General features: G+C 66.2%; 5 protein-coding genes. 2 read left to right on the top strand and 3 right to left on the bottom strand.

Annotation, left to right across the window (positions count from 1 at the left end):
* The first annotated feature begins 4 nt into the window (after positions 1–4).
* Positions 5–1,654, top strand: a complete 1,650-nt coding sequence (locus tag ON40_RS46850) for a WXG100 family type VII secretion target (protein ID WP_040832495.1) — start codon at positions 5–7, stop codon at positions 1,652–1,654.
* Positions 1,651–20,943 (top strand): LuxR C-terminal-related transcriptional regulator, encoded by a 19,293-nt coding sequence (locus ON40_RS46845; RefSeq protein ID WP_157186838.1) that lies wholly within the window; start codon positions 1,651–1,653, stop codon positions 20,941–20,943. The genes ON40_RS46850 and ON40_RS46845 overlap by 4 nt, the downstream gene beginning before the upstream one ends.
* Here ON40_RS46845 and ON40_RS49055 read toward each other — a convergent pair.
* From ON40_RS49055 to ON40_RS46830, 3 genes are all read right to left on the bottom strand, one after another.
* Positions 20,937–22,007, bottom strand: coding sequence for a transglycosylase SLT domain-containing protein (locus ON40_RS49055; protein WP_051194629.1), 1,071 nt, complete (start codon positions 22,005–22,007; stop codon positions 20,937–20,939). The two genes, ON40_RS46845 and ON40_RS49055, sit on opposite strands and share 7 nt — an antisense overlap.
* 114 nt (positions 22,008–22,121) lie before the next feature.
* Entirely contained in the window at positions 22,122–24,683 is a 2,562-nt protein-coding gene (locus ON40_RS46835; protein WP_040832491.1) for a hypothetical protein, read from the bottom strand.
* A 14-nt stretch (positions 24,684–24,697) separates the two neighbouring features.
* Positions 24,698–25,000, bottom strand: coding sequence for a hypothetical protein (locus ON40_RS46830; protein ID WP_040832490.1), 303 nt, complete (start codon positions 24,998–25,000; stop codon positions 24,698–24,700).
* Positions 25,001–25,017: the final 17 nt, after the last annotated feature.

Below are 25,017 nucleotides of genomic sequence, written 5' to 3'. Positions count from 1 at the left end.
GCGTATGGGTGAGTCGTTGCGCATCGACGCCGATCTGGCGAGCGCGCTCGCGACCGAACTGTCGTCCATCGCCGATGCCACTCAGCAGGATCTGAACCAATTGCGCGATGCCCTGGACCGGGAGGGCGAGTGCTGGGGTGACGACGAACCCGGCCATGTCTTCGCCGAGGGCTATGCACCCGCGGCGAAGAACGGGCTGACCAGCTTTCAGAACCTGGCCGACAATCTGCGCGCACTGGGAAAGAACATCGGAGACGCAACCGAGACGATCCGGAACCAGGACCAACTCGGCGCCCAGCAATTGCGCAATCAGGGTTCCGGGTCGGATTATGTTGCGCCGCAAGGTACATCGCCGAATCAGGTGGGGCAGCAACAGCCGACGACCGTGCCCGCGGCGACGCCGACGTCCGGTGACACGACGTCCCCGACCTCCGCCACCGCCTCGCCCTCCCCCGACGCCACAACAGGTTCCGGCGACATCGCGGCTCCCGGCGATACTGCCGTCGACCCCGGATCGCCGGTGTACCAGCCGAACACCGGTCCCGATGTCCCGACGACGTCGCCGTCCGTTCCCTCCGGTCCGGGCATCGCGCCGCAGGCTGCCGGGCAGCAGGCGCCGACCTCCGCCACCGAGACCGTCGCGCCCCAGTCATCCCGTGCGCCGCAAGCAGTTTCGTCCCCTGACGCGGCTTCCGCAGCCCCGAAGGACACCTCCGCCGCCCCCGCCGGATCGTCGTCGAGGGTCTCGTCCTCGGAGAGCCCCTGGTCGTCGGCCAAGGCATCGCCGCAGCGCAATGCGCCGGGTACACCGTGGGCGCCGAATTCTCCGGGCAATCCCGCACCCGGACAGGTACTCCCGCCCCGGCGACGCGCACCCGGCCGGATACCGCCGAAGCCGGAACCGGCCGCGCGACCGAAACGCGGAACGGCACAGCCGGCCAGGGTCTCGGTGGGTCCGGAGCGCACCGGCGGCGCGACGGCACGGGCCCTGGCGGATCGGCACGACCTGAATCTCGTCGGGTTCGATTCGGGAGATATCGACGGCACGACGGTCCAGGAGATCGCGGCAGCCGTCGACGCCATGCTCGAGCGACATCCGTTCCTGGTCCTGGCCGGCATCGAGATCACCGAACTCACCGACGGTGCGGTATCCCGCGTGGTGCCCGCACCGACGGGCAGGAAAGCCGCCGGGGCGAAGGCCGGGGCGCGGATCCTGCTCGACAGAGCCACCATCACCGATCATGATCGGCTTTCCGAAAAAATCCGTACGACAACACAATCCGGCGAATCCATCCTCGAATTCGAGGCCCGGCCGGTGTATTCGACGATGATCCACGCCTTCGGCCGGATCATGGAGATCTCGGCAGGTCCGCAGGTGCGGGGGCTGGCACAGCGCTCGCTGATCGCCGAGTATCAGCGCATCAGCGGGCCCTGGCACGGGACCGAGACGCTGGCCGGGGTCGTCGGCGGCTATCGGCGCTGGCGGTCGCAGTTGAGCAGCCGCAGCTTCGTGGACGGTCGTTTTCACCCGCGTGACGCTCTGGTGGCGGCGTTCGCCGAGGTCGAACTGCGCGGCGAGCACGCCGGTGCGCCGGCGCGAGTGCTGCACCGGCTGATCGTCGAGCGTGCGAGTGAGCGGGCGAATTCGCCGTGAGCGTGCACATTCCGCCGGGCTTTCCGTCCTGGCTGGTGGATATGGTGCTCGGACACCTCCCGGTGGGAGACCCGGATGCGATGCGCCGCGACGCCGACTCCTGGGTGACGGCGTCGCACCGGCTCGGGGAGACCCTCCAGCGGCTCGAAGCGGTGCGCGCCGGGCACGCCGCCACGGCCATCCAGGGAGCCAGCGGCGAGGCGATCCGTAAACAGCTGGACCGGCAGATCACCGATACCAGGGCGCAGATCGCGCAGTGCAACAGCAACGCCGAGCGCTTGTACGAGGCGGCAAACTCACTCGAGTTCACGCAGTACGTGATCATCGGCACGGGAGCGGCTCTGCTGGTGCAATTGGCGGTGGATATCGCGAGTTTCATGGCCGCCAAAACGGTTGCCGACCGGATCGCCGCCGATACCGCCATGAAGCTGAGTTTCCGTGATCTGCTGAAGTGGCTGCGGCAGCAGGCAATTCGGTTCGGCATCGAGCATCCGCATCTGTCCCTGGTAGCGCGCGGCGTGGGGCTGGGCGCCGTGATCGGTGGTGGGGTCAACGTGGGAGCGCAGGTCGCGCAGATCGTGCAGGGGCACCGCACGTCGATCGACTGGAAGTCGGCCGGTGTGGCGACCGCGGCCGGCGCGTTCGGCGGTCTGGTCGGCGCCGAGGTCGGCCGGGCGATGACTCCGGCGGTGAGCCGGATCGGCGCGAACTCCGCGTCGAAATTCCTCCGGGTCGCCGGGCATGTGTTCGGCACGGTGGTGGTGGGCGCGGCGGGCGGCGCGGCCGGCGGAGTGGCAGGCGGAGTGACCGCCGCGATACTGACCGGCCAGCCGATCCAGACCAAGAATCTCGCGGAAATGGCGATGGCGGGCGCCGGCGCCGGATTCGTCGGTGCCGCAGGAGCATCCATGCGAGCCGGGCGGGCGGCCGCGACGGCGACGCCGCGGGCCGGACCGGAGTCCGGGGCGGGGGCGCCGATCGATCCGGTGGTGTCGGCGCGGGATCCGCAAGTCGTCGGTGACGGTCAGGTACCGCGGCCGGACGGTCTCACCCCCGAGATGATGTCCCTGGGCGACGAGATCGTGCAGAAGGTCGCCCGTGATCTTCCGGAGGGGCCGGAAGCCGACGCCCTGGCCGAATTCGTCAACGGCGGCGACCCCGGCGATCTCCACCAGCAGATCGCCGAATTCTTGCAGAACAAGGGTGAACCGGGCGACGGTGGCGCTGTGGGACCGTCGAAAGATGGCGGTACACAACCTGATTCGGCACGACCGTCGTCGCCGACCGCCGCGCCGCCGTGGCGGGGCGAGCGGTCTCCGATCCCGCACGGCGACGGCGGTACGGCGCCGGTCGGCGCGCAGTCCGTCCGCAGGGTGGTCGCGACCACCGAGCTCGCGGGGTCACCGACACATGGCGCCCCGGTCGGCCGGTCCGATCCGCCAGGACGTGTCACGGTGCAGGCGAGCGCGGAACGGGGAGTGCCCCCGGCGCCGGTGGAGCCATCGGCCGCACATGCCGCCGACTCCGCGGTGAGGACCGATCCCGGCGCCGCGAATTCCCCGCATACGACCGAATCCCATGGCGCGGCCGACGGCGGCCAGGCCGGTGGCGGCCAGGGCGGCCACGAAGGTCCGACCGTCTCCGATCCCACCGGCGAACCCACCGGACAACCGGAACACAGCGTCTCACAGATCCATTCACCCCACCACGAGGAAAGTTCACCCCGGCCCGGCACCGGGCAGGGAGAGGGGGCGGTACCTCCCGGCGACGACGGAGGCGCGCATTTCGTGCCCGCGGACGACGGCGGTGGCGGGCCCAGCCACTGTGTCCCCTACGCGGTGAACAAGATGCACGAACTGACCGGGCTCGAGGTCGATCCGACAGCGCTCGGCGACGACGCCGCCACCGCGGGCGTCGGTGGGCACCGGGCCGCACAGGCAGTGCGCGGAGACTGGCGGCCCGGCGGCGTCGAGTCTCCGAAGGCCCTCGTGGATGAGATCAGAACCAAGGGCGGGGCGGCGCTGATGGGCGTGCAGCGCAACGGCACCGGTGCGCACGCCGCCGTGGTGACGCGCAATGCCGAGGGCGGGATCGAGATCTACGAGCGGATCGGCGACATGGCCCGCAAGGTGTCCGGCAACGAGGTCGTCGAGTGGATCCTCGACAAGAACGGGCAACCGGTCGTCGAAATGAGCACGGAGGTCCAGGACGCGGTCGGGCACTGGCTGAACGATCTGGACGCCGACAAGACCTACGCGATCGTGTTCGAGCCCGATCAGGCCGGACACACCGGCGTGGATCCGGTCCAGCAGCACGTTCATCCGGACGGGCGGCTGGTACCCCAGGTGGAACTGGATTCGAATGCGGGGTCCCGAGCTCGACCCGAACTCGATATGCCGCGCGACAACATGCGCGGTGCCGCCGTGCTCGAACGTCCGGCGACCGGCGGCCGGCGGCCCGCTCTCGACTTGGACTTCGACACCGAATTCCAAGAACTCACAACGCAATTCGACGGCGAGCCTCCCGGACCACCGATGAGCCCGGACCCCGGGATCCCGGCCGTGTCCGAGCACACCGACACGCTGGCAGCGGGTACCGCGCCACACGAGAGTCTGTCGGTACCGCACGCCGGGGAAACGACATCGTCGCCCGGACATGCCGCACCCGGCGCGCTCGATCCCGCCGCACAATCGATCTCGCCGACAACGCACCCGGAAGCGACGGGATCGGCCCACACTCCCGGCGAAACCGCGACCCCGCGCGTCCCCGACGCACCGCCGAATGCGCCGACCGCCACACCGCACCAAGCGGCGGCGACACCGACGGCACCGGCTCACGGCGGTTCCGTCACACCCGGGACCAGCGTTTCCCCCAACGCTGCTGTTCCTGCAGCACAACAGAATTCGCCAGGGCCCGCGACGGGATTCGGAGCTGTGGGCGGCACCCAGGCGATCCATCCGGGCCTCACCGGCGGGATGTCGGCCGGGACCGCCGCCATGAGCGACCGGCCCGGCGGCACCGAAATCCCCGATGTGCCGCCGGAAGAGTTCACCATCCCGCAGGGCGACGAGATCGTGACCCGGGTGCCCGGTCACCTCGCCAATCCCACGCTCGACGGCGTTCCGGATCTCCCGATGCCCGACGACGCACCCAGGGAAATCGAGTTCGGCCAGTCGGATTACGTTGTGATACCCGGTGTCTCGGGTCCTCCGGAGCCGGAACCCGATCGCGAGACGACACCCATCGTGCCGAAACTCCCCTGGGCTCCGGCGGATCGGCCCGCCGAGGTCACCGGCATTCAACAGCCGGGGACGTTGCCGGACCCGGCGGCCGCCCCCGGCGGGACCGACACGAACACACGACCGGCCGAATACACCCACCCGCCCCAGCACGACGCGACGCCGCCCGCGCACCTGCCCGCACTCCCCGCCAGGGAACCCGACCAGAAAGTCATACCCGACCACTTCACCCCGCCCCTGGACAAGGACGCCCGAGACGCACCGCAGCGACCGGCCGCTCCGCGCCTGAATCCCGACGACCCCAACCTCGGTCGCATTCCCGACGAGAGCGGAATCCCTGGGCCGGAGCGACTCCCGTCCACCCAACTGGCCCCGCCGCCCGCGCCGCCGGTGGTGCCGATCCGCCCGGTCCCGTGGGCGTCGGCGTCGGCCGGCGGTTCGGGTAAGCGTCACAAGAAATCCCAGCCCCCCACGCCGCCACCGGACCCGGCGCCCATGCCACCGACGGCCCCGGACGCTGCGAACCCGCCGACGCAGAGTCGGTCGTCCGGTAGCCCGAGCGCCACCGAGATCGACCGTGCCACCGCGGATCTGGCGAAAGCGATCGGCGTGGCGCCATCGCTGATCCGACGTTCCCCGCCCGCCGTCCGCCAGGCGATCAAGCTCGTGGAGGACAGGCTTCGCGAGAAGGCGGCGGAAGATCGCGGCCGTGCCGAGCGTGGACCTCGTCCCGAGGAGCTCGCCGAGGAAATAGCACTGGTTCCGGCATGGATCGGTCGCTCGGTGACCCACGACATCACCGTCCAGGACGCGACGGCCGGACGGCCCGCGCCGCCCCGCGACGAATTGAACCGCACAGCAACACAACTGGAAGAACTCCTCACGGCGCTCGGCCCGCAGGAACCGAGTATGGAGTGGCTGCCGCCGGTCAGTGCCGACCCGCTGCACGAGCTGCGCGGCATCGGCAGGCGCCCGGATGCGCCACCCGCCGTCGTGCACTTCGTCGAGACCGCTACTCGATTCTTCGGACTGCAGACCGTGGCGGCGGCCGTCGAACCGGTCCACCCCGTCCTGGCCGACTGGCCCAATCCGGAACAGGTGGACATGGCCGTCGCGATCGCCTGGGAGTTGGCGCGCCAACTACCGGCGTCGGATCAGGTATCGGCCGAAATCCACGGGGAGCCAGGCAACCGGTGGGTATCGATCGAGGTAACCGGCGCCACCCGGAAACTGCCGGTCCGCCCGGGGGATACGACTCAGGGCTGGCCGGGCGTGGAACTGCTGGACGATCTGGAGTGGCCGTGGGGCTTCACGCTGACCCGGTCCGCCGGATTGACGGTAGGTTTCCGCTTCTTCGAACGCGCGGGAGGCGAGGATCCGTCGCTGGAAGGCTCGGACACCGCCGGCAGCCAGCACTTCCCACGGGACAAGCTCGACCGGGCGCCCGGAGCGGCACGGCGCAGGTTGCGCAGGCTGAATTCCGAAGCCGGCGTACCGGGCGAGCTGATCGACTCCGCGATGTTGGTGGTGTCGGAGCTACTGCAGAACGCCAAACGGCACACCTCTGGCGATGCGGAACTGCGAGTCCGCACGACCGCGGGCACACTGCGCGTCGAGGTCAGCGATCACAGCCCGAATCTGCCGATCCGGCAGCGGGGAAGCGTCGGTTCCACAGCCGAGGACCTGATGGAGGAGCACGGCTACGCCCTCGGTCTGATGGAAAACCTCGCCAGCGCATGGGGGATCGACGCCCGCCCGGACGGAAAGACCGTCTGGGCGGAGTTCCGTGACGACGGACCGGACCATGCCGCGCAAACACCGAGCAGTCCTCCCGAGCAGCCGTCCGAACCCCCGAACCCGACGAGTCCGCAACCCGGCGTGCAACCGAAAAGGCCGAAGGGAACAGCCAACTCGCCGACGCCCGATGGTTCGAGCACTCCACTGCCGACTGTCCAAGAGCTGGTCGCGGATACGGAAAAACTGGCGACGCTGCGGCAGGAGGTGGACGCACTGCGGCAGAAGTTGCTCGAGCTCAGCAAGGGGCGCGTCGATATCGCGACCGCGGAGGCCGTGAACAGGCTCCTGGGAGCGCTGCTGCAACTCCGGCGCGAGAACACGCTGAACCCGAATCAGACGCAGGCACTCCCGCTGGTCGAGGAATTCCGCAGGAAATCCGTCCTTCTCGATGATGCCGAACGCGTCCGGGGCGAGCTGCGGGAACACAAGGCGAACACCGCCCGCCGAACCAAGCAACCGAAGCTCCCCGGCGGCGCCCCCGCACGCAATGCGCTCCCCCCCGACCCGACCGTGTCCTTCGACGGCGTTGCGCCCGGAGCAGAGCTCGGCCTCGGCAAGCCCCGAGCACGCGGAGCGGGCCGAGCCGGACTCCCCGACGGTGCAGTGGCCTTCCACCACGACCCGAACAACCCCGAAAACCAATGGGGCCCCGGCAAAGCCGCACCTGCTGCGGCACCGAAGAACTCGGCCCGGAAGAGTCCGGCGCCTTCGGCCACGCCGTGGACCGCGGGTACCAGCGGTGACGGAACCGGCCCTGGCGCGGCGCCCGGCCGGAAAGCGACACCTGAAGACGTCAAGAACGTGGTCGATCGGCGGCACGAGCGGGAACGGCTCGCCGCGGAAACCGACCACACACCAACAGGTTCCGTTCCAGGAGTCGCGTCGCCGATACCCGCGACCTTCCTGTCCGCCCGAGCTCTCCAGAACCTGGCCGAGACTGCCCCGAAGATCCCCGCAGCCGACGATTTGCCGGGCGAGCCCGGCTGGCGGACACTGCGCATGCAGATGGACCTCCCGCTGGCGAGTTGGTTCTACGACCGCCCGGAGAGCCGGGCGGCAGCGGTCTGGATGCTGAACCGGCTGCGGAATGTGGTGTTGCCCGGATTGCATCCCGACGCCACTCAGGAGCAGATCGACGCCGCCTTCTACTTCAACAACGAGATCGAGGGCGGCATGGTGTTGCCGTCGGTGTCGCTGGATGAGCTGATCGCCGATGGCAACCTGCGAGAACTGATGGCAGCGATATTCAACGCCACCAACCGCAACGTGAGCGCCGAGCATGCCGCGGGCACCACGCTCAACGAGGGACTTGCCCGGCTCCTGAACCAGGAATATGAAGTCTGGGAACCTGTCGCGCGCGGACTGAACCTCGATATCGACATGCTGCAACGAGTGCAGGCATCGATCCTCGAAACAATTCAGGCCACACATCCCGGCACCCCGATCACGGCGAAGGACGTTCGAGCGGTCAGCCACTGGGTCGCGCCCGAAGAGGCAGCGAAGGCCTCTTTCGCGCAATACACCCGCAGCCACATCTACGAACCGAGCAACAGCCCCGAACGAGACGCCCACATGCGGCGCCGGGCTTTGCACCTGCACGAATTCGCGCTGTTCAAGCCGTTGTCACGACGGGAACTGGAGGCCCTCGGCGAACTGCGCAAGCTCCGCAAGGAGCGACTGGAAACGGACCCGAACAGGACGCTGCCACGCGACGAGAAAGGGCGCGTCGACGTGGCCGCGCTCGAGGCCCAATTGCGCGCCGAGGACCCGACCCTGCGATACGCCTTGCCGCTCTACGAGTACGACCCCAACGACCACGACCACAAAGTCCGCGTCGACGGCGAGGCGGTCGTCAACGGTGTATTGGCGTTTTACGACGAAGGCGTGATCGACGTCGACACAGCGCTGCAACTCGACGACCCCGACCACTATGTGGTGGAACTACCCTTGCGTCCGGGAGCGGTATTGCAGCATCTCGGCCCCGAAGATCCCTGGTTCCTGGAGACGGTCGGGAACAGATTTCCGCTCACCGCGGGGATCTCCGGTGCTGCCTCCCGGTTCGGCAGCCCCGCCCTGCTCATGCTCAATCTCCCCGCGGGGACGCCACCGGCGGTGCCGATCAGCGACATCGCCGGCATGATCATCGGATTCATCTCGCCGGAGCACCACTCGCTGTTCGAGGTGCTGCACGGCCTGCGGCTGGTCGGCTTCCACACGATCGACGACTCCGGGTATACCTCCCCGGGAGCGTTGTACTCGGCCCTGGGCCGCTACGCCACGCAACTCGGCCGTCCGAGCACGCCGTGGCAGCCCGTATACCGCTCCTCGGTGGCGGCCCGAGGTACTGATGCGCCACCGGCCGACGGCACATCGTCGGATCCCAGGCTGGCGGGTCCCGCCGGAGCCCGGACAGGCGCCGTCGGCAGACGCGGACAGCACCCCGAAGCCGGGTCCGATGGATCCAAGAGTCCACCAGCACAAGGTGTTTCGGACACCACGCCAGACGCCACCAAGCCCCGCGCACCGGTCACCACGCAGAACCCGACACCCGGCACCCAAGACACGCCCCCACTCCCGGTAGGCGGTTCCGCACCCCGAACAGCCGCCAGCGCAACAACCGACGTAGCAGACACCGGCCAGAACAACTGCGCGGTGGTAATGCTCCAGGACCTGCATGCCGCCGGCGTACCCGTACGCGAACCGGCCCCTGCCGAGATCGGCTTGGCAGGCATGCCACTGGTCGGCAACGACGGCCTCGAAGACCGGATGCCCCACAAAGCAGACGGCACACCCAACGAATTCCAGGAAATCCCACTCGACCCGGACACCATCCACTCCGTCGACGAAATCATCGACTGGGTCGGCCAACACCTGCAACCCGACGATCCCGGCGCACAACCACACGCACACAAAGTGGCAGTGGTCGTCGAATTCGCCCCCGAAGACCAAGCCACAGTAACCCTCCCCGACGGCAATCAACAGAAAGTCGGCGGACACGGATTCCTGATCCACGCCGACAACCCAACCGACGACAACCTCCCCCACCGCGACCCACGACGAGTCGTCCGAGCATTCGTCCTCGCCTTCGACCACGACAACCAGCCAACCGAACTCCCAGGCGCATGCGAACGCGGCCCGGTGTCGGACGAATTCCACGTCGGCCACTCCGCAGACAACAGCACACCCGCGGACGAAAACACCCCCAGAGAACTGCCACCGGCGATGCGACGAGCCCTCGAGTCCGCCCGGTCCGAGGCAGACGAAATTGTGATCGAGGCGTTGCGCCCAGCGAAGACACTCGGCGTGGATCTGAGCCATCTATATGGGAAGAACGTCGAAGAAATACAACAGGCGATCGATGACCTGAAGGCGACCCAACAAACTCGCCTCGACGCCGTGCTTCGGCAACCCGTCGTGAACCGTGTGGCATCTCGGGTATTATCGGACGAACAGGCGATGCAGCAGCTGGTCGACAAGTTCGACATACTCTACGCACATATAGAAACTGCCCGCGGACACGTCGACAACGTCCGCTTCGCACTCGGCATATTACTCTCCCGGCAGATACTTGCCGCTGCCGGAGCCGAACAGATCTCCGAAGGCGTCGGAATAGTGGACGATCAATTCGTCATTGTGGCATCGCCGCTACAGGATCCGAGATATCTGTTATCCACCCGCGACGTGGATATCCGCCATCTGGTCGACGTGCTCAGATTGCCGGTGAACTATATTCGGGTTCACGTTGGACCAGATGCGGACTACACCGTCGAGCTGGTACCGGATATCGACGACGACATAGCGCCCGATGCCAGGTCGCACTCCGAAGTATCGAAGTACGAGAATGACGAATTCATTTACTGGATGAACGACCTGACGGACGAGCGACCTTTTCGAGAGAAGCTGATCGAAGCAATTAGATCAGGTGAGGCCGACGAAGAAATACTCGAGAGAGATTCCGGCGACCCGACGATATCATCCCAGGTAACGCTGATTACCTTTAATAACAAATACAAAGCGGTCCTGAAGGCGACTCCGAGCACGGACGAGGCCATTCGAGCCCAGTTGGCGGCGAGAACACTCGAAGACGCCGGAGCCAAGCCACCTGCAATCGTGCGTGTCGACGACTTCTATTACGCGGAGTACATTCCGGGATACGATGCCGATGAGGTGCCCGGACATGAAGGCTCGGATGCGTGGCCGCGCTTCTTCCACACACCCGGAGCCCAGGACCTGAGATTCGGCGACAGCCTGCTCGGAACACCGGATCGTACAGAAGGCGCCCGCTGGCGGCTGCAGCACGGTTTCCGAATAAGACCGACCGGTAATGAGCACATCGATCCGGAGCGCGACCCGTGGCTGCATAACGGTTTCGCGATGCATTTCACTCGCGGAAGCTACTACCCCAAATCAAAGATCGAGGCGGCATGGTTCAGAATATTGGACTCCGAGCCGCTGTACGCACGTTTGAATCAGCTATCTTCGTTCCGTGGCATACTCGATAAACTGGATGAGATATACAGCAACGCACAGGAATACCCGGACCCATCGATTCTGGATCCAGCAGCCACCGTATCGGCACTGAAACAGATTCGCGACGACCTGGCAAGCACATTCGAACTTTCCGAACTTCACGATGCACCGGACTCATTGAAATGGCGCGCGGCGGTCGATAATTTGAGAGCGTCATGCGAATCGAATCAAGAAATGCTCGCCTCCGTCGACAGGTTGGACAAAGTTGTCAGAATCTATCTGCGTGCACAGATGAACGCGGTCACCGTCGCAGATTTCGACCAGCAGACAACAGAGCAGGAAGAGACGGCTACCGAGGGGAGCGACCGAAAACGGCCGGAGCTTCTGGAGAAATATCTACACGACCTACAGTTGTGGCTCACCGATCTGCAGGCCGCCAGGGAATACAGACCTCCCAACGGAGAATCCGACACAGAGTGGCAGGCGCGGTTCGATCACGAAATCCAAGCTGAAACAGACCGGCGTTCGAACGCAACCGAAGCCGACCCCCTCGCTACCGAGGAAAACCCGCCCGGAAAGCCACGTCGCAAGAGAATTTTCCCACCGAAGGGCGGATCCGCACCCGAACAGCCACCACCCGGCCCGACTACATCGTTCTACGAGCCCTTTCCGGATACGGGGCTCGGTCCGCGACGCATCCGAGGTGCTCGCAATCGGATGGGCGGCGTCGGCTTCGCCGGGATACCCGACGGCGCAGTGGCATTCCATCACCACCCGGACAATCCGAACAATCAATGGGCCGCCAACCCTGGTTCGCTTCACCCACCGGTCGAGAACAGCGCACCAAGGGGCAAGACCGCACCTGCCACCGTCACCGATTCCGACACTCCCTATTCCGACACTCCCCCCACCGAGACCGTCACCCCACAGCCGAACGGTGTTTCCAGTCACCGGCCCGCTAGCAGCTCGGCAGCCGACGTGCCAGACACCGGCCGAAACAACTGCGCGGTGGTAATGCTCCAGGACCTGCATGCCGCCGGCGTACCCGTACGCGAACCGGCCCCTGCCGAGATCGGCTTGGCAGGCATGCCACTGGTCGGCAACGACGGCCTCGAAGACCGGATGCCACACCTGGAAAACGGCGCACCCAGCGCATTCCAGGAAATCCCGCTCGACCCGGACGCCGAACACTCCGTCGACGAAGTCGTCGACTGGGTCCGCCAACGCCTGCAACCCGAGGGCCCCGACGCACAACCACACGCACGACAGGTGGCAGTGGTCGTCGAATTCGCCCCCGAGGACCAGGCCACGGTAACCCTGCCCGACGGCAATCAACAGAAAGTCGGCGGACACGGATTCCTGATCGACGCCACTGGCAACAATGTCCCGCACGGCGACCCGCGACGAGTGGTCCGGGCATTCGTCCTCGCCTTCGACCACGACAACCTGCCGACCGAACTCCCCGGCGCGGTCCCCCGCGGCCCCGTCTCCTCCCGATTCCACGTCGGCCGCCCCGCCGACAACGACGCACCCGAGGACAGCGCTACAACCGAGGCACCCGGACATGCCGAAAAATTCGCGGCGGTTCAGCCGGGCCGAGAGCCTGACCCGGACGTACTGGAGGCACTGCGCAGCCTGACCTTTCAACATGTATTGGCCATGATGAGGGTTTCCGGCGGCCGACGCGGACCGCAACTCCCGATACAGATGGGATTGGCGCGTGCGATCAACGACGACGTATTTGTCGTTGCCGGCCAACGTCATTGGCAGTCGCCCGACCGGATGGATATCGCTGAATGGCTGGGTGAGATCGCCGAGCAGGCCACAGAGAAGCAATGGTTCCGGCCGATACGTGAAGGCATGCTGGAGGTATTGCGCACGCAAGGTCTTTCCGAATCTGATCCGGGATACAACCGGATCGCCGACATGGATATCGAACAATTCTGGCGCGATGTCGACCGACTGGACCGCCCAGTGCGTTGGAGAATCGCCGAGGCCACTAATGCCATCTCTCGCGGCGACGGCATCGGCGCTCTGGCGCCGAGAGCGATCAGAGGCATCGTCGACCTGGCACATCATGTGGCCGGCCCGATGAACCGGCCACAGTTGGAGGACGAGGCGAATCCGGGCGCACAACCACCTCCCGGCACACTGACCGAGCCCCAAATCAAGTTGCTCGCGTTGGTGGCGAACGATCGAACGACCGCGCAGATGGCCCAGTCGCTGAGCATATCGACCGATGAGGTCCTAGCCCGCCAGGCCGAGATCGAAGACGAACTCGGCGTGCCCAATCTAGCGGCAGCGATTGCCGTCACTCAGCGAGCGGGCACCCTCCCCGCCACACCCGAGACGCCCGCCGACCAGTCTCGCCCCGATCTGACCGGACGCGAAACCCAAGTGCTCACTCTGATTGCCGAGGGCAAGACGAACGAGCGAATCGCGATACTCCTGGGAATTTCCCCGAAATCCGTGGACGAGCATATTACTCACATCACGAAGAAGTACGGCGTACTTCGCCGAGAGGCGAAGGTAGCGGTGGCTCTGCGCAGGGGAGATATCCCGCTCACACCACCGCCGCCCATGGCGGACCCGCGACCCGAGCTGACGAATCTCGAAATCAAGATTGTCGCATTGATCGCGGAGGGCGTGTCCAACCCGGAAATTGAGTCGACGCTCGAAATATCAACCCGCGACCTCGCGAACAGCATGCGGTGGATCGTGGGAAAACTCGACGCCAGTAATTTCGTAGACATGTTGCAGGCCGTAGGAAGGTGGGGTATCAGCCTGGACACCACAGCCCTGGAGGAACCCGCTGCGCCCACACCGATACAGCGAGCCCACCAAGGTGACGAGGCGGCATTCCGAGAACTGCGTGAGCAGTACGGCCCCGGAACGCTTCGACACGTGCTCACCTTCCTGGCGCCTGCCTCCAAAGTCCTGATCGGCCGCGAGGTCGGCCGGCTGAGACCGGTTGCGCAGTACATCAACGGCGTCATATTTCGGATAGCGGAATCTCGACAGTGGCCGGTACCCGAGGATGCCGACATCGAAGCGTGGCTACTCGACGCCGCACAGCATGCCGTTCAGGCATGGTTCAACATGAACCCCACCGAGCGCCAGGTCATTACCGAAGTGGTGACCTCGAGGCAACCCGGCGGCGCACTCGGTCCGCTGCAGCGCGGTGCCCTCGGCAAGTTCATCCAGTTGGTGCAGGCGTCACCGCTCGGCCAAGGCGCCCTGGCCGAACTACCGGCAGCCGGCAAACACGCCACTCCGGACCTCGATTCGAAGCCGGCGAGTCAGTTCGGCCTGGCGAACCGGGAATTAGAGGTGCTCGAGCTCGTACGCGCGAACAAGTCGAATCAGGAGATCGCGGAAGTTCTCGATGTGACGCCGACGACCGTGCGATGGTATCTGACCCAAATCCGCAAAAAGCTCGATCTCCGGTCCCGGTCGGAGATGGCTACCGAGGCCGAGTACATCGCGGAGCACGCACTCACCGTCCGCGAAATCGACATCGTCACTCGCGTCGGGAACGGTGAGACGCACGGCGAGATCGCGGCGGCACTCGATCTGTCCGATGAGGAGGTTCGCGACCACTGGAGTCGTATCCGCCAAACGCTCGGAGCCCACAACCGGTCACAGGTCCTGGCCGCGGCGCGACGGCACAGAGGCATTCCCTTGCCTGCCGCCCCATTGCAGGCTCCCGACACCGACATCCCCCAGCCGCCCCCGGACGACATCGACCTGCTCACCCGGCTCGCAAACGGCGAGACGAGCAAGGAAATCGCGGCGGACCTCGGCGTGTCCTCGCGTGTGGTGGACAAAAACGTGGGCAAGCTCGCTGAGAAGCTCGGCGTCCGCAGCCGCGCACAGCTGGTGGTCGTGACCATGCGAGCCGGCCTTCTGCCTCTTACCGAACCCGGACCCGCCCAAGCGCCTTCCGGCACCGGCCGTCCTGAACTGGCCCCCGACGACTCGGATATGCTCAGGCGAATCGCGAACGGCGATACGAACGAGGAGATCGCGGCACACCTTCACGTGTCCCGGCACACCGTGGATGTACGCCAGGCTTCGATCCGCGACCGGCTCGGAGCCAGAAACCGGCCACATCTGATGGCCGTCGCCCTGCGCATGGGCTACCTTCCCCGGACCGACCGACCGAGGCGTCCAGGTGACGGTGCGCTGAGGTACAACGAACCTCCCCCCGGCCCGGTAGCGCAGTTCCACCATTTCGACCAGCACGCGGCAATGGGCCTTCCGCAGCCCAAGAACCACCGACGATTCGGAGCTGACACCGGATTCGCAGGAATTCCCCAGGGAGGCGTCGCCTTCCACAATCAGGGTGGCATCCCCTGGGACGCACCCAAGCCTCGAGCCGCCAACGATCCCGCACCACAACAGAACCCGGCCACCGCTCCCCCACCACCGGATGTCGACCTCGACAATCTCCAGGCGGTGCGGAACGCGGTCGCTACGCAACTAGCGCACGCGGCGGCCGATCCCACGCACGCGGTAGTGGCGCTTCACGAGCTGGAACAACCCCTGGCCCTGCTGGATGAGCTGCTGGCCGTACAACAGGGCACGCGTGCGCCAGGCACCGCGGAACAGCTCGGCATATTGATGGATTTCGTGCACGGGGTGGATTTTGCGCTGGGGCAGCGGGCAGAGACTTCTCTTCGGGATGCCAACGAGACTCTCGAAGCAATTGCGGAGGAGCTCGAAGCTCTTCCCACCGGCGCAAAGGTGCCGGCCCGCGACACCGGCCTGCTCGCGGGGGTCGATCACAGCCAGTTGTATCAGGTGTGGGAACGAGCTACCCAGGAAATGGTCCGCGCCGCGATCGACGTGGACGAAGTGGACCTGACCAACGATGCCGACGTACGCGCCACCACCGAGCACTACTGGAAGTTGAACCGCGTCGTCGGACTATTGGAAGACTTCCTGTCGTTTGTGCAGGTGCCCGATGGGAAGGTGTCCCAGAAACGTCTGGAGCTACTGAAAGACAACTTCACAACAACGGCAGCATGGTTGGTGCACAATGCCGCTGCGGCAGGTGAGATGGACCGAACTGCGGCGGCGGTCGTCACTACCTTCCGGGCTGGCGGGCGTGATTTCCACGACCTGGCAGCGGCATTGGTTGTCGCGCAGCAGATCCGGGCCCGCCCTGGACAGTCCGCGGCGCACGGGGCACCGCCGCAAACGCAAGTGACATCGCTCGAGCAGCAAGCGCCGACAGCACCACAACCTCCGCAATCACCTGCGGCACCACCCGACCCACGCGTGGCACCACCCGAAACATCCTCTGCACCAGCACAAGAGAGCCCGGCACCGGCTCACGACAGCCAGGCCGGGCCGGCCGAGCACGTCGAGGAAGAGCGGGGCTCGCTTGCCGCGGTGAGCGATATCGGCTTGCGGCACGCAACCAACGAGGACAGATTCGCGGTGGCGGAGGTGGACGTCGCTGGTACACCGGTGCAGGTGGCCGTCGTATGCGACGGCCGGTCGTCCTCGGCCAATGCCCATATTGCCGCGCGGAAGGCCGCGGACGCGGCCGTCGACGAAATGGTGGCAGCCCTGACCGCGGCACGCGCTGCCGGACGATTCGACCCGGTGGAGATCGCCCAGCGCGGCACAGCCGCCGCCAAGACCGCGGTTCGGGCTCTGGCCACATTGCCCGAGTACGCCGACCTGCCCGAGGAGGAATTACCGGACTGCACAATCATCTCAGCAGTGGTCGAGCCGGACCAGGCGGCGCTGGATTGGGAAGGCGACAGTCGAGGGTACCGGCTCTCGCCTCGCGTCGGCGGTTCGGAGCGGGTCACCGAGGACGACTCGATGCTGACGATACTGATGCAACGACTGGGCATGTCGGAAGCAGAAGCCATGCGGGACCCGCGAGCGCACATGATCTCACGATCGCTGAGCATCCCGTCCGGCGGTGAGTCGCACGCGAAAACGATCCCCTTGGAGCCCGGCGATTTCCTGCTGCTGTGCACCGACGGAATGTGGAACGACACCTTCGAGGCCGAGGCGCTCGCCGACATCGTACGTCGTTCCTGGGAGAAATCGGGGAGTCTGCTCACCACTGTGAAAGCCCTCGAAGGGCAAGCTCTCGCCAAGGGAGGGCACGACAACATCACCGGTGTGCTGATCCGGAACACACCGCGCGGGCTCGATGCCGGATCACCCGACGCCGCGAGCCGAGTCGCCGAGAAGAACGCTCGAAATCGAACCACACCCCCCGGAGGCGCCAGCGGACCGCCCCCTGGACCAGTGGTGTCCTTCGACAATGCTGCCGACCCGGCGGTCGATCTCGGCCTATGCGACAAGCGACGTGAGCGCGCACCCAGGTTCGGCGTCGGCCACGGTCTGGCCGGAAACCCGCACTTGGGCTTTCACAACAACAACGGAACACCTTGGGGCGCAGCGGCTCCCGGTGCCCCGCAGCAAGCTTCGCACACGACGCCTCCGGCCGTGGGCACAGCACCGGCATTCCGTCGACCAGATGAGGCCGCGGTGGAGCTGCTCACCTCGTTACTCGACGCGCAGGAAGCGGGTGACCCGCGAGCGGAACACCTGAAAGCCGCGGCCGTGCAACTCATCCCGAATGCCGCGGAGCGCGCTTACACCAGGCGATATGTCGCCAACGAGCGCCGGACGGCGGCATTGGCGACAGAGCTGGGCATCGGGGTCGGCCAGCTGCGTCCGATGCTGTCCGCGGAGCTCCGCCCAGCTTTCAGCGGCGACATCGTGATTCGCACCAGATCACTTGTGCTACACAAAATATTCGCGGACGGCAGATTCAAGACCCCTTTCGAGACTGTCAGCCGGAGAGGTCTGTACCTTCTGGAAAGCCGGGACCAGCTCGAGCAGGAGTTGTTCGGAATCGGACCCGACTTTCCAGCGCAGCTTCGGCCGGTCTACGCCCGTATTCGTAACAGCGGGAGACCCTGGCGATTCGACGACGATGTCGCCAGGGAATACGGCGACGTGGATGGCATCGTCAATCCGGCGCTCGCCCCGCGCACAACGGCGTGTGTCGGCAGCCCGTGGGGCACACAGACCATCCCGAGCCTGATCACCGATCCGCAGCCCGAATCATTCGGCGCGACCCCGAGCAGGCACAAAGAGCTCGGCTATTTCGGTCTCGAGGGCATCAACCGGGACTACGTCGGGCTCTCGTCCGACGAACCAATCGAGATCGAGGGCCATATCTTCGGCGGTGTGACGGTCCGCGACCTCGTCGGGCTCGTCTTCCATCGAAATCCACCCGACGAATATCTGCAGGAAGTACTGGCTGACGCCGGAATCCCTTGGTACACACCCTTCAACGCGCCGGTGTCGGTGCGGGAGACGCTCCCTCCGCCGAGTGCCGAGCTCCTGACACCATCGACAGGCGTGCCTGCACCCCGGGCTGGTGCAATCGCGTCGAAACGGTCGACACCCTGGCGATCCGCCGATCGATCGGACAACGGGACCAAACAAGTCCCCCCACAAGAAGTCTCGAGCGAGGCACCAGCCGCCGCCCGCACGACCACCCAGCCTCGCCCACCCGCGCTGGACAACCACTGTGTTCCGAATGCGCTCCACGACGCACAAGCCGCGGGACTGCGCGGGGTAAACCCGCCTTCGACAGTCGGATTCGCCGGAGTCCCACTCGACGACGTCAACGATGAGCAGAACGGCGAAATCCTCGTACACGGGGTCGAACACCACCTCGGCGGAAATCGCGAACTCCTCGAGATCACCGTCGACCCCGACGCCGGCACAGACCCCCACCAACCCATCATCGACCTGCTCGAACGCCTCGGCAAAGGTGCCCACGCCGTCGTCGTCGACGTCTTCGCCAGCAAGGACGTCGTCGAGGTCTTCCACCCTGACGACACCCGCAGACTCGACGGCAAAGCCGTCGGCGCACATGCACGCCATCTGAAAAACGCCGATGGCACGCACATCGACGGACTCCACCGCGATCCACGCAAGATCGTCGCCATTCTCGCCCAGGTCTTCGACGCCCGACAACAACCACGCGCGGACGAAATCCCCGACGCACACCCGCGTGAACGGCGATTCCCCAATATCCATGCCGGCCGACCCGCCGACCACACGCGCGGAGACAGCGCCCAGCACGGCCGGCCCGGAAGTGCCGCACCTCCCGGCGAGCAGACGACGATAGGGCCGGAATCAGCTGTCGCGCAACTAGTTCAGCCAAGGTCCGACGCTCCCGGCGCGAACGGCGAACCGCAGTCGAACCAGCCGGATACCGATGTCTTGGCACCCGAGCGGTACGAACTGTCCGACGCCGAAGTGGACGACACCTTCCGCGAGAAGGTGATCGGTGCTGTTTTCGGGCACGAGGTCCCGGGTGAAGACAACGTCAGAGTCCTTGACGGACAAGAGTTTCGGGTCGAGTTGCCGGATCCCGTGGTGCGAGTGCTCGGCGGTCAACCCGGTGCGGGCAAGTCGACCGTGCTGCCGTTGATCATTCGGGCCTTCGCGCAGCGCGGCGGCGTGGTCTATATCGGCACGATCGACACCTTCCTGCGCTTCCATCCGCTCTACGAACAGTTGATGGCCCTCGACGACACAGCCACCGGCCTGCTCATGGATGCCGCGTGGCGGTGGCAGCAGATGGCGATCGATTATGCGATCGCCCTGCGATGCAACGTCCTGCTCGAACAGACATTGACCAACACCCGAGGGGTCGGCGGGACTCTCTCGCGATTCACCGATGCCTCCTACACCGTGGAACTGGATGTCATTGCGGTACAACCGCATGTCTCCAAACACCGAACCGTCATGCGCTATGTGGAAGGCCGCCTCTCCGGAAACCGGCGGGTGCTCACCCCGGAGCAGGCTCATGACGATGCCGTCCCGGGGTCGGCGGCCACCGTTGCCGAACTCGAATCGCAGGACCCGATGGTGCGGATCGATGCGGTACGCGTGCTCGGCACCGACGGCGAGATCTACTACCACAACCACCGCACCGCGACCGGCGAGTGGGCCGTGCCACCGAAGGCCGCCGACACGTTGGAGGATCAGCGCAATCGCCCGCTCACACCCGGGGAACAGCGCGAAATCGCCCGACGAGCGAGCGAAGCGTACGACGAGATCCTCGCCCGGATCGCCGCCGATCCGAATGCCCTGACCTGGCAGGAACTACGCCTGCTGGCATCGGGACCGGAGGTCGCAATTCCCTGGCTGGCACGCGGTTTCGGCACGTCGGGCGACGTCGAGCGGGCCGGGGACTACGATCCGGCCGCGAACCGGGCCGACGATGTCACCGACAGCCCGGTCCCGGTCCACGGCACGATCGGCACCGTGGCACCGGCTCTGGTCGAATTGCTGGGCGGAGTCCCGCGGCTGCACCAGGGCAGCAGGGACGGAATCAGCCACACGCAGATCACCCTTTCAGGCGAACGGGGAGATGCCACGTATCTGACACTCACCAGCGACGACACCCCGGACGGCGAGCGACTGCTGACGATTATGCCCGCCCCGAACGCCGATCTCGGCACGTTCGGCCAGCCCCTGCGCCGGGTGCTGACATCGATGCTGGACGGATACGACGACATGTCCCGAATCAGCGTGAACGCCGCACTGCTGCTCACTCGGACCCCTCGATCCCCGCATACCTACGCCCGATGGGAGGTATACGTCGACAGGGCCACCGCCCCGGGCTTGCTGCGCATCACGATTCATCACGACCGTGGAGCACCGGTGCTCGAACGCGAATATCCCCTCGGACGCCGTGACATCGGCACCGGGCGCGATCAGTAACCCATCGGCGACCGACTGGCATCCGCCTGCTGGACATTGCTGGTGAGATTGGCGCCGTCCCGGGACACGTGATACCGGTGCATGACGTAATTCATGCTGGAGGCGATATTGGCGGTCGGGTCGGTGATGGAACTCGACGTTCCGGCGACGTGGTACGCCCCGAACGTACTGGGAATCGTCTGTGTCAGGCCCTGGGAAGGATGTCCGGCGACGGCATTCGAATCGGACAGGTTGATGGCCCCGACATTGCCACCGGATTCGCGCTGGATCAGGGTCAGGTAGCCTTCGGTCCACCTCTCTCGCGCCGCGGGATCGGTGATACCGAGGGCATCCAATGCCTTGCCGATGTATTGCTCCAGTTGGGATCTATCGAGATACTCGCGCTTGGTACTGCCCCCCGAACTGGTCACCGATTGCGTGTATTTGCTGTCGTAGCCGCCCGATCCGTCGACCGGCACATAGCTGCTGGATCCGGAGTTCCCGCCGGTGTAGGGAGAAGGAACGTACGGAGCCTGGGAACTGCCGACGTCGTCGGCCTGCGACTGGACCCCATCGATGGCGATCTGGACCTCGTCGTGAACGGAGACGACGGCGGACAGGACGGCTTTCGTCAGCGGCGCTTCCCTGCTGGCGGAAAGGTACGTGGCATCCTTGGCCGGTTGCCAGTCGTGAGCCGAATCCAGTGTGCCGGTGAGCTGATCGATCGTCTTCTCGATTTGCGACCAGGTGTCCGCCGCTATAGTGCCGGTCTTGCTGGCGGAGGACTTCACGCCGGTGTCCTGCTTGTGGATCGTGGACTTTATGTCATCGAGGTCGGACATCTTGGTCGAATAGTTGTCGACCATCTGGGCCTTGCCATCGCGGACCGTGGCCAGCTTCTTGTCGTTCAGGAGCTTCACGAGGTCCGGCACTTCTGTGGCCTGCCCCGACCCGAGCAGATCGACCGAGGTCTGAATGGTTTCCTGCGCGGTATCGATGAGGTGTCGGAGCCCGGGCGAGGCCGCGGGCGGGCAGTGACTGTCCAGATCGATTTCGTATTTTTTCTTGGTAGCGGTTGAGCTCACCGGGCACCACCGCATTCTCGCTCGGGGGTTTTCGTCGTATTCAAGTATCTACCCTTCCCACTGTCGGGTAGTCGGGCAGCATCCGGGTTCGCCCCGGCCCGCGGCCGGGAAATCCTATCGTCCCGGGCCCGCGGTGATCGTCGGCCGACGCTGGACGACGGTCTCGGCCGCTGCGGACGGCGACGGCGTGAAGCGGGGGTGATCGAGCAGTTGACCGTGCGCGTAGACCACATCCCGCAACAGTTGACGATTCGGCTCCGCCGTCGACATCAGCAACACCAATTCATCGCAGCGGCGCTCGAACAACATTCCTCGCAGCGTCGCGGCCGACTGCCCGTCCGCAGACTCGGATCGCAACTCCCCCAATGGAATACGTGAAACGTCCGCCTGCAACGGCAGCATCGAGGCCACCAGCAGATCGTCGATGTCGCGCAATTCGGCCCACCATTCGTCCGGCACGGTCCGGCCCTGTCGCAGCGCCTGCAGAATCCGCTCCCGTGCTGCACCAGCTCCCAGCGACGAACCGACACCGGAGCCCAGTTTCACGACCCGCGCATGTGCGTCGGTCGCGAGTTCGAGACAGCGTGCGGCGATTCGTTCGGCAGGTACCGCGGTCACCCGCTCCAGCAGATGGGGTGCACCCACCAGCTCCAAGCGATCCGCCAAACCCGCTGCCGCACAGGAGAAATCCATGGTCGGCGCCGCGGCCACCCCGCCCTGGGAAGGCGCGCCGCCCAGTTGGCGGTGCAGTCCGTCGTCGATCGGCTGCGACGAGACGAGCGCCGAGAGCCGGGCGCCAGTTTTCCTGCCCCAGGCCGCGGCGAACTCCGCCAGCACCCGGGCCGGGTCCGAAATGCCCTCCCACGCAGCACCGTCCGCAGCGGACCACACCCACGGTATCGACATCTCACGGGGGAGGTAGACGCCCGCGGGCAACCAGCCACGTCCCTCGGTGGTGGTCACGAATGCGGCCACCCCGCCCGGATGCCGCATCAGCGACACCGCACAGCCGAGCCCCACGGTGACCGATTCGGTGACCGCCAGCAGACTGGACAACAGGGACCGCGCCAGCACCAGGTCACCGTCGACCCGCTCACCCAGCATGAATGTCGGTGCGGCCGCGGCAAGCATCGCGGCACCCACCGCGTCCCGGACAATGTGATTGCTGCCCTGGGAGGCTGCCGATTCGCCGGTGTCCTCGTCCTGGTCCTTGTCCTTGTCGGCATCCCCGGCGGCGTCCTCGGGTGAACCGTGACGAGCCGACGCCTGCCCCTTGGCCTGTGCCGTGGCGACACCCGAACCGCCGACCGGGTGCGCCGGACCACCCGAGGCGGTGGTTCCCGGCGTCGTGGCGCCGGGGACCGGTCCGGTCGGTGTCACCGAAACCCGTGGAGCCGCACCAGCTCTGACGTCCGCCGAAATCTTCGCATCCGGCGTGACTCCGATCGCGCGATTCGCCGACACGGGCGAGGGGGCCGCAGCCGACGCCGACGAAACGACCTGTTGCGGAACCCCTGTCGAGGGCGGCATCGCACCGATCATTCCGGGACCCATCAACCCCGCTGCCGTGCTGGTCGTTTCGTCCGAGCCCCCCTCGGTCCTGGCAGCGGTCCCGGGCGAGGCAGGACCGGATGACGAATTCGTCACCGGCACCGGATCATCGGTGTGATATCCACCCGAATCGGTTGCCGATTGCGAAACCGGCTCAGCCGAACCCGAATACGCCTCGCCGGAGTCCGACGTCACCGGAACATCCGATCCGCCGGGTAGCTGCCCGGTCCCGGAGGGCGTGGTACCCGGCGCGAACGATTCGGCCGGGGCACCGGCCGTGCTGTCGCCATAGGACGGCGGCGCCGATGTCGGCGGCGCCCACTGCTGGTTCGGCGCTACCGCAGCGTCCCCTGGAATATCCGAAGGCTGCCCCGCCGGACCAGGCAGAACCGATACGGGTGGCTGCAGCCCGAACTGATCGAAGAACCTCGCCAGTGCCTGCAACGCCGGAACGGATGGCGGACCACCATCCGGCGACAGCTGAATCCGGTGCGGCCCGGCATTGTCGAATCTGTGCCCGTTCCCGGAGGCCCGGGGGGCGCCCCCGGGGGCGCCGCCTCCGCCGGATCGAGGGTGCGCGGTAGCCCAGGGATCCGGCTGCCCCAGCAGCTCGGCCAGCACCGCGAGCTCCGGCAACCCGTGTGGGCCGATCGAACTCAACGCCTCCGCCATCACCTTGGCGACATCGTCCCGGGCATTGTCGATGATCGTGGCAATCCGATCGTGTTCGACCTCGGGATCGCTGTTGCCATCGCGCGAAGCCTCGGCGATCACCCCGCGGATCTTGCCGGTCGCCTTCTCGACGATGTCGTGAATCCGGTGGCGAGTCCGGTGGACGATCGCGGAGATGTCGCGGAAGGTGTCGGCCGCGGCCACCAGGGCGTCGACGAGCCGGTCCAGAGTCGCCTTCTGGGCCAGCATGTGGTCCTTCACCGGCTGCAGCCCCACACTGCTCGGCGCCGCATCGTCGAAGGCCCGGCGGGCACGCTCGGCCTCGGCCGGATCGAGCGCAGCAGCACCGTTGCGCGCCGCCACCTCCAGGTTTCCCCAGTCCGTGGGCGAGATCGCCGGCCAGTTGTCGCCGACGATGGCATTCCAGTACGGGCTGTCGCGGTCCGCGTCCATTGGTCGACCGGGCCCTAGCCGTGCACCTGCGTGCCCCCCGCGCCATCCGCATCGGCGATGCTGGTGCTGGCGTATCGGGCCTGATGGTAGCCGACGTCGGTGCCGCCGTTCACGGAATCGACCATGTCGGCGAACCATCGTTTGATCTCGGCCGGTATCCGCCGCAGCTCCTGGTCCAGCAGCGACAGCTCACTGCCCGTCACCGTGAAGCCGTCGGCGATCGTGGTGACCTGCCCGGTGAACGAGTGGATTGCCGTGTGGTGGCGGCCGGACGTTGCGATCGCCTCGTCGGGGTTGATATTCAGATCGTCTGACATGCCGGTCCTGTCTCGGA

The organism is Nocardia jiangxiensis NBRC 101359 (assembly GCF_000308615.1).
Lineage (GTDB): Bacteria > Actinomycetota > Actinomycetes > Mycobacteriales > Mycobacteriaceae > Nocardia > Nocardia jiangxiensis.
This window is presented reverse-complemented; position numbering and strand designations above follow the sequence as displayed.

What these genes read in the sequence shown, in the direction of transcription:
- ON40_RS46835 (WP_040832491.1), bottom strand. Translation starts at nt 24,683, where the DNA reads ATGGACGCGGACCGCGACAGCCCGTACTGGAATGCCATCGTCGGCGAC.
- ON40_RS46830 (WP_040832490.1), bottom strand. Translation starts at nt 25,000, where the DNA reads ATGTCAGACGATCTGAATATCAACCCCGACGAGGCGATCGCAACGTCC.
- ON40_RS46850 (WP_040832495.1), top strand. Translation starts at nt 5, where the DNA reads ATGGGTGAGTCGTTGCGCATCGACGCCGATCTGGCGAGCGCGCTCGCG.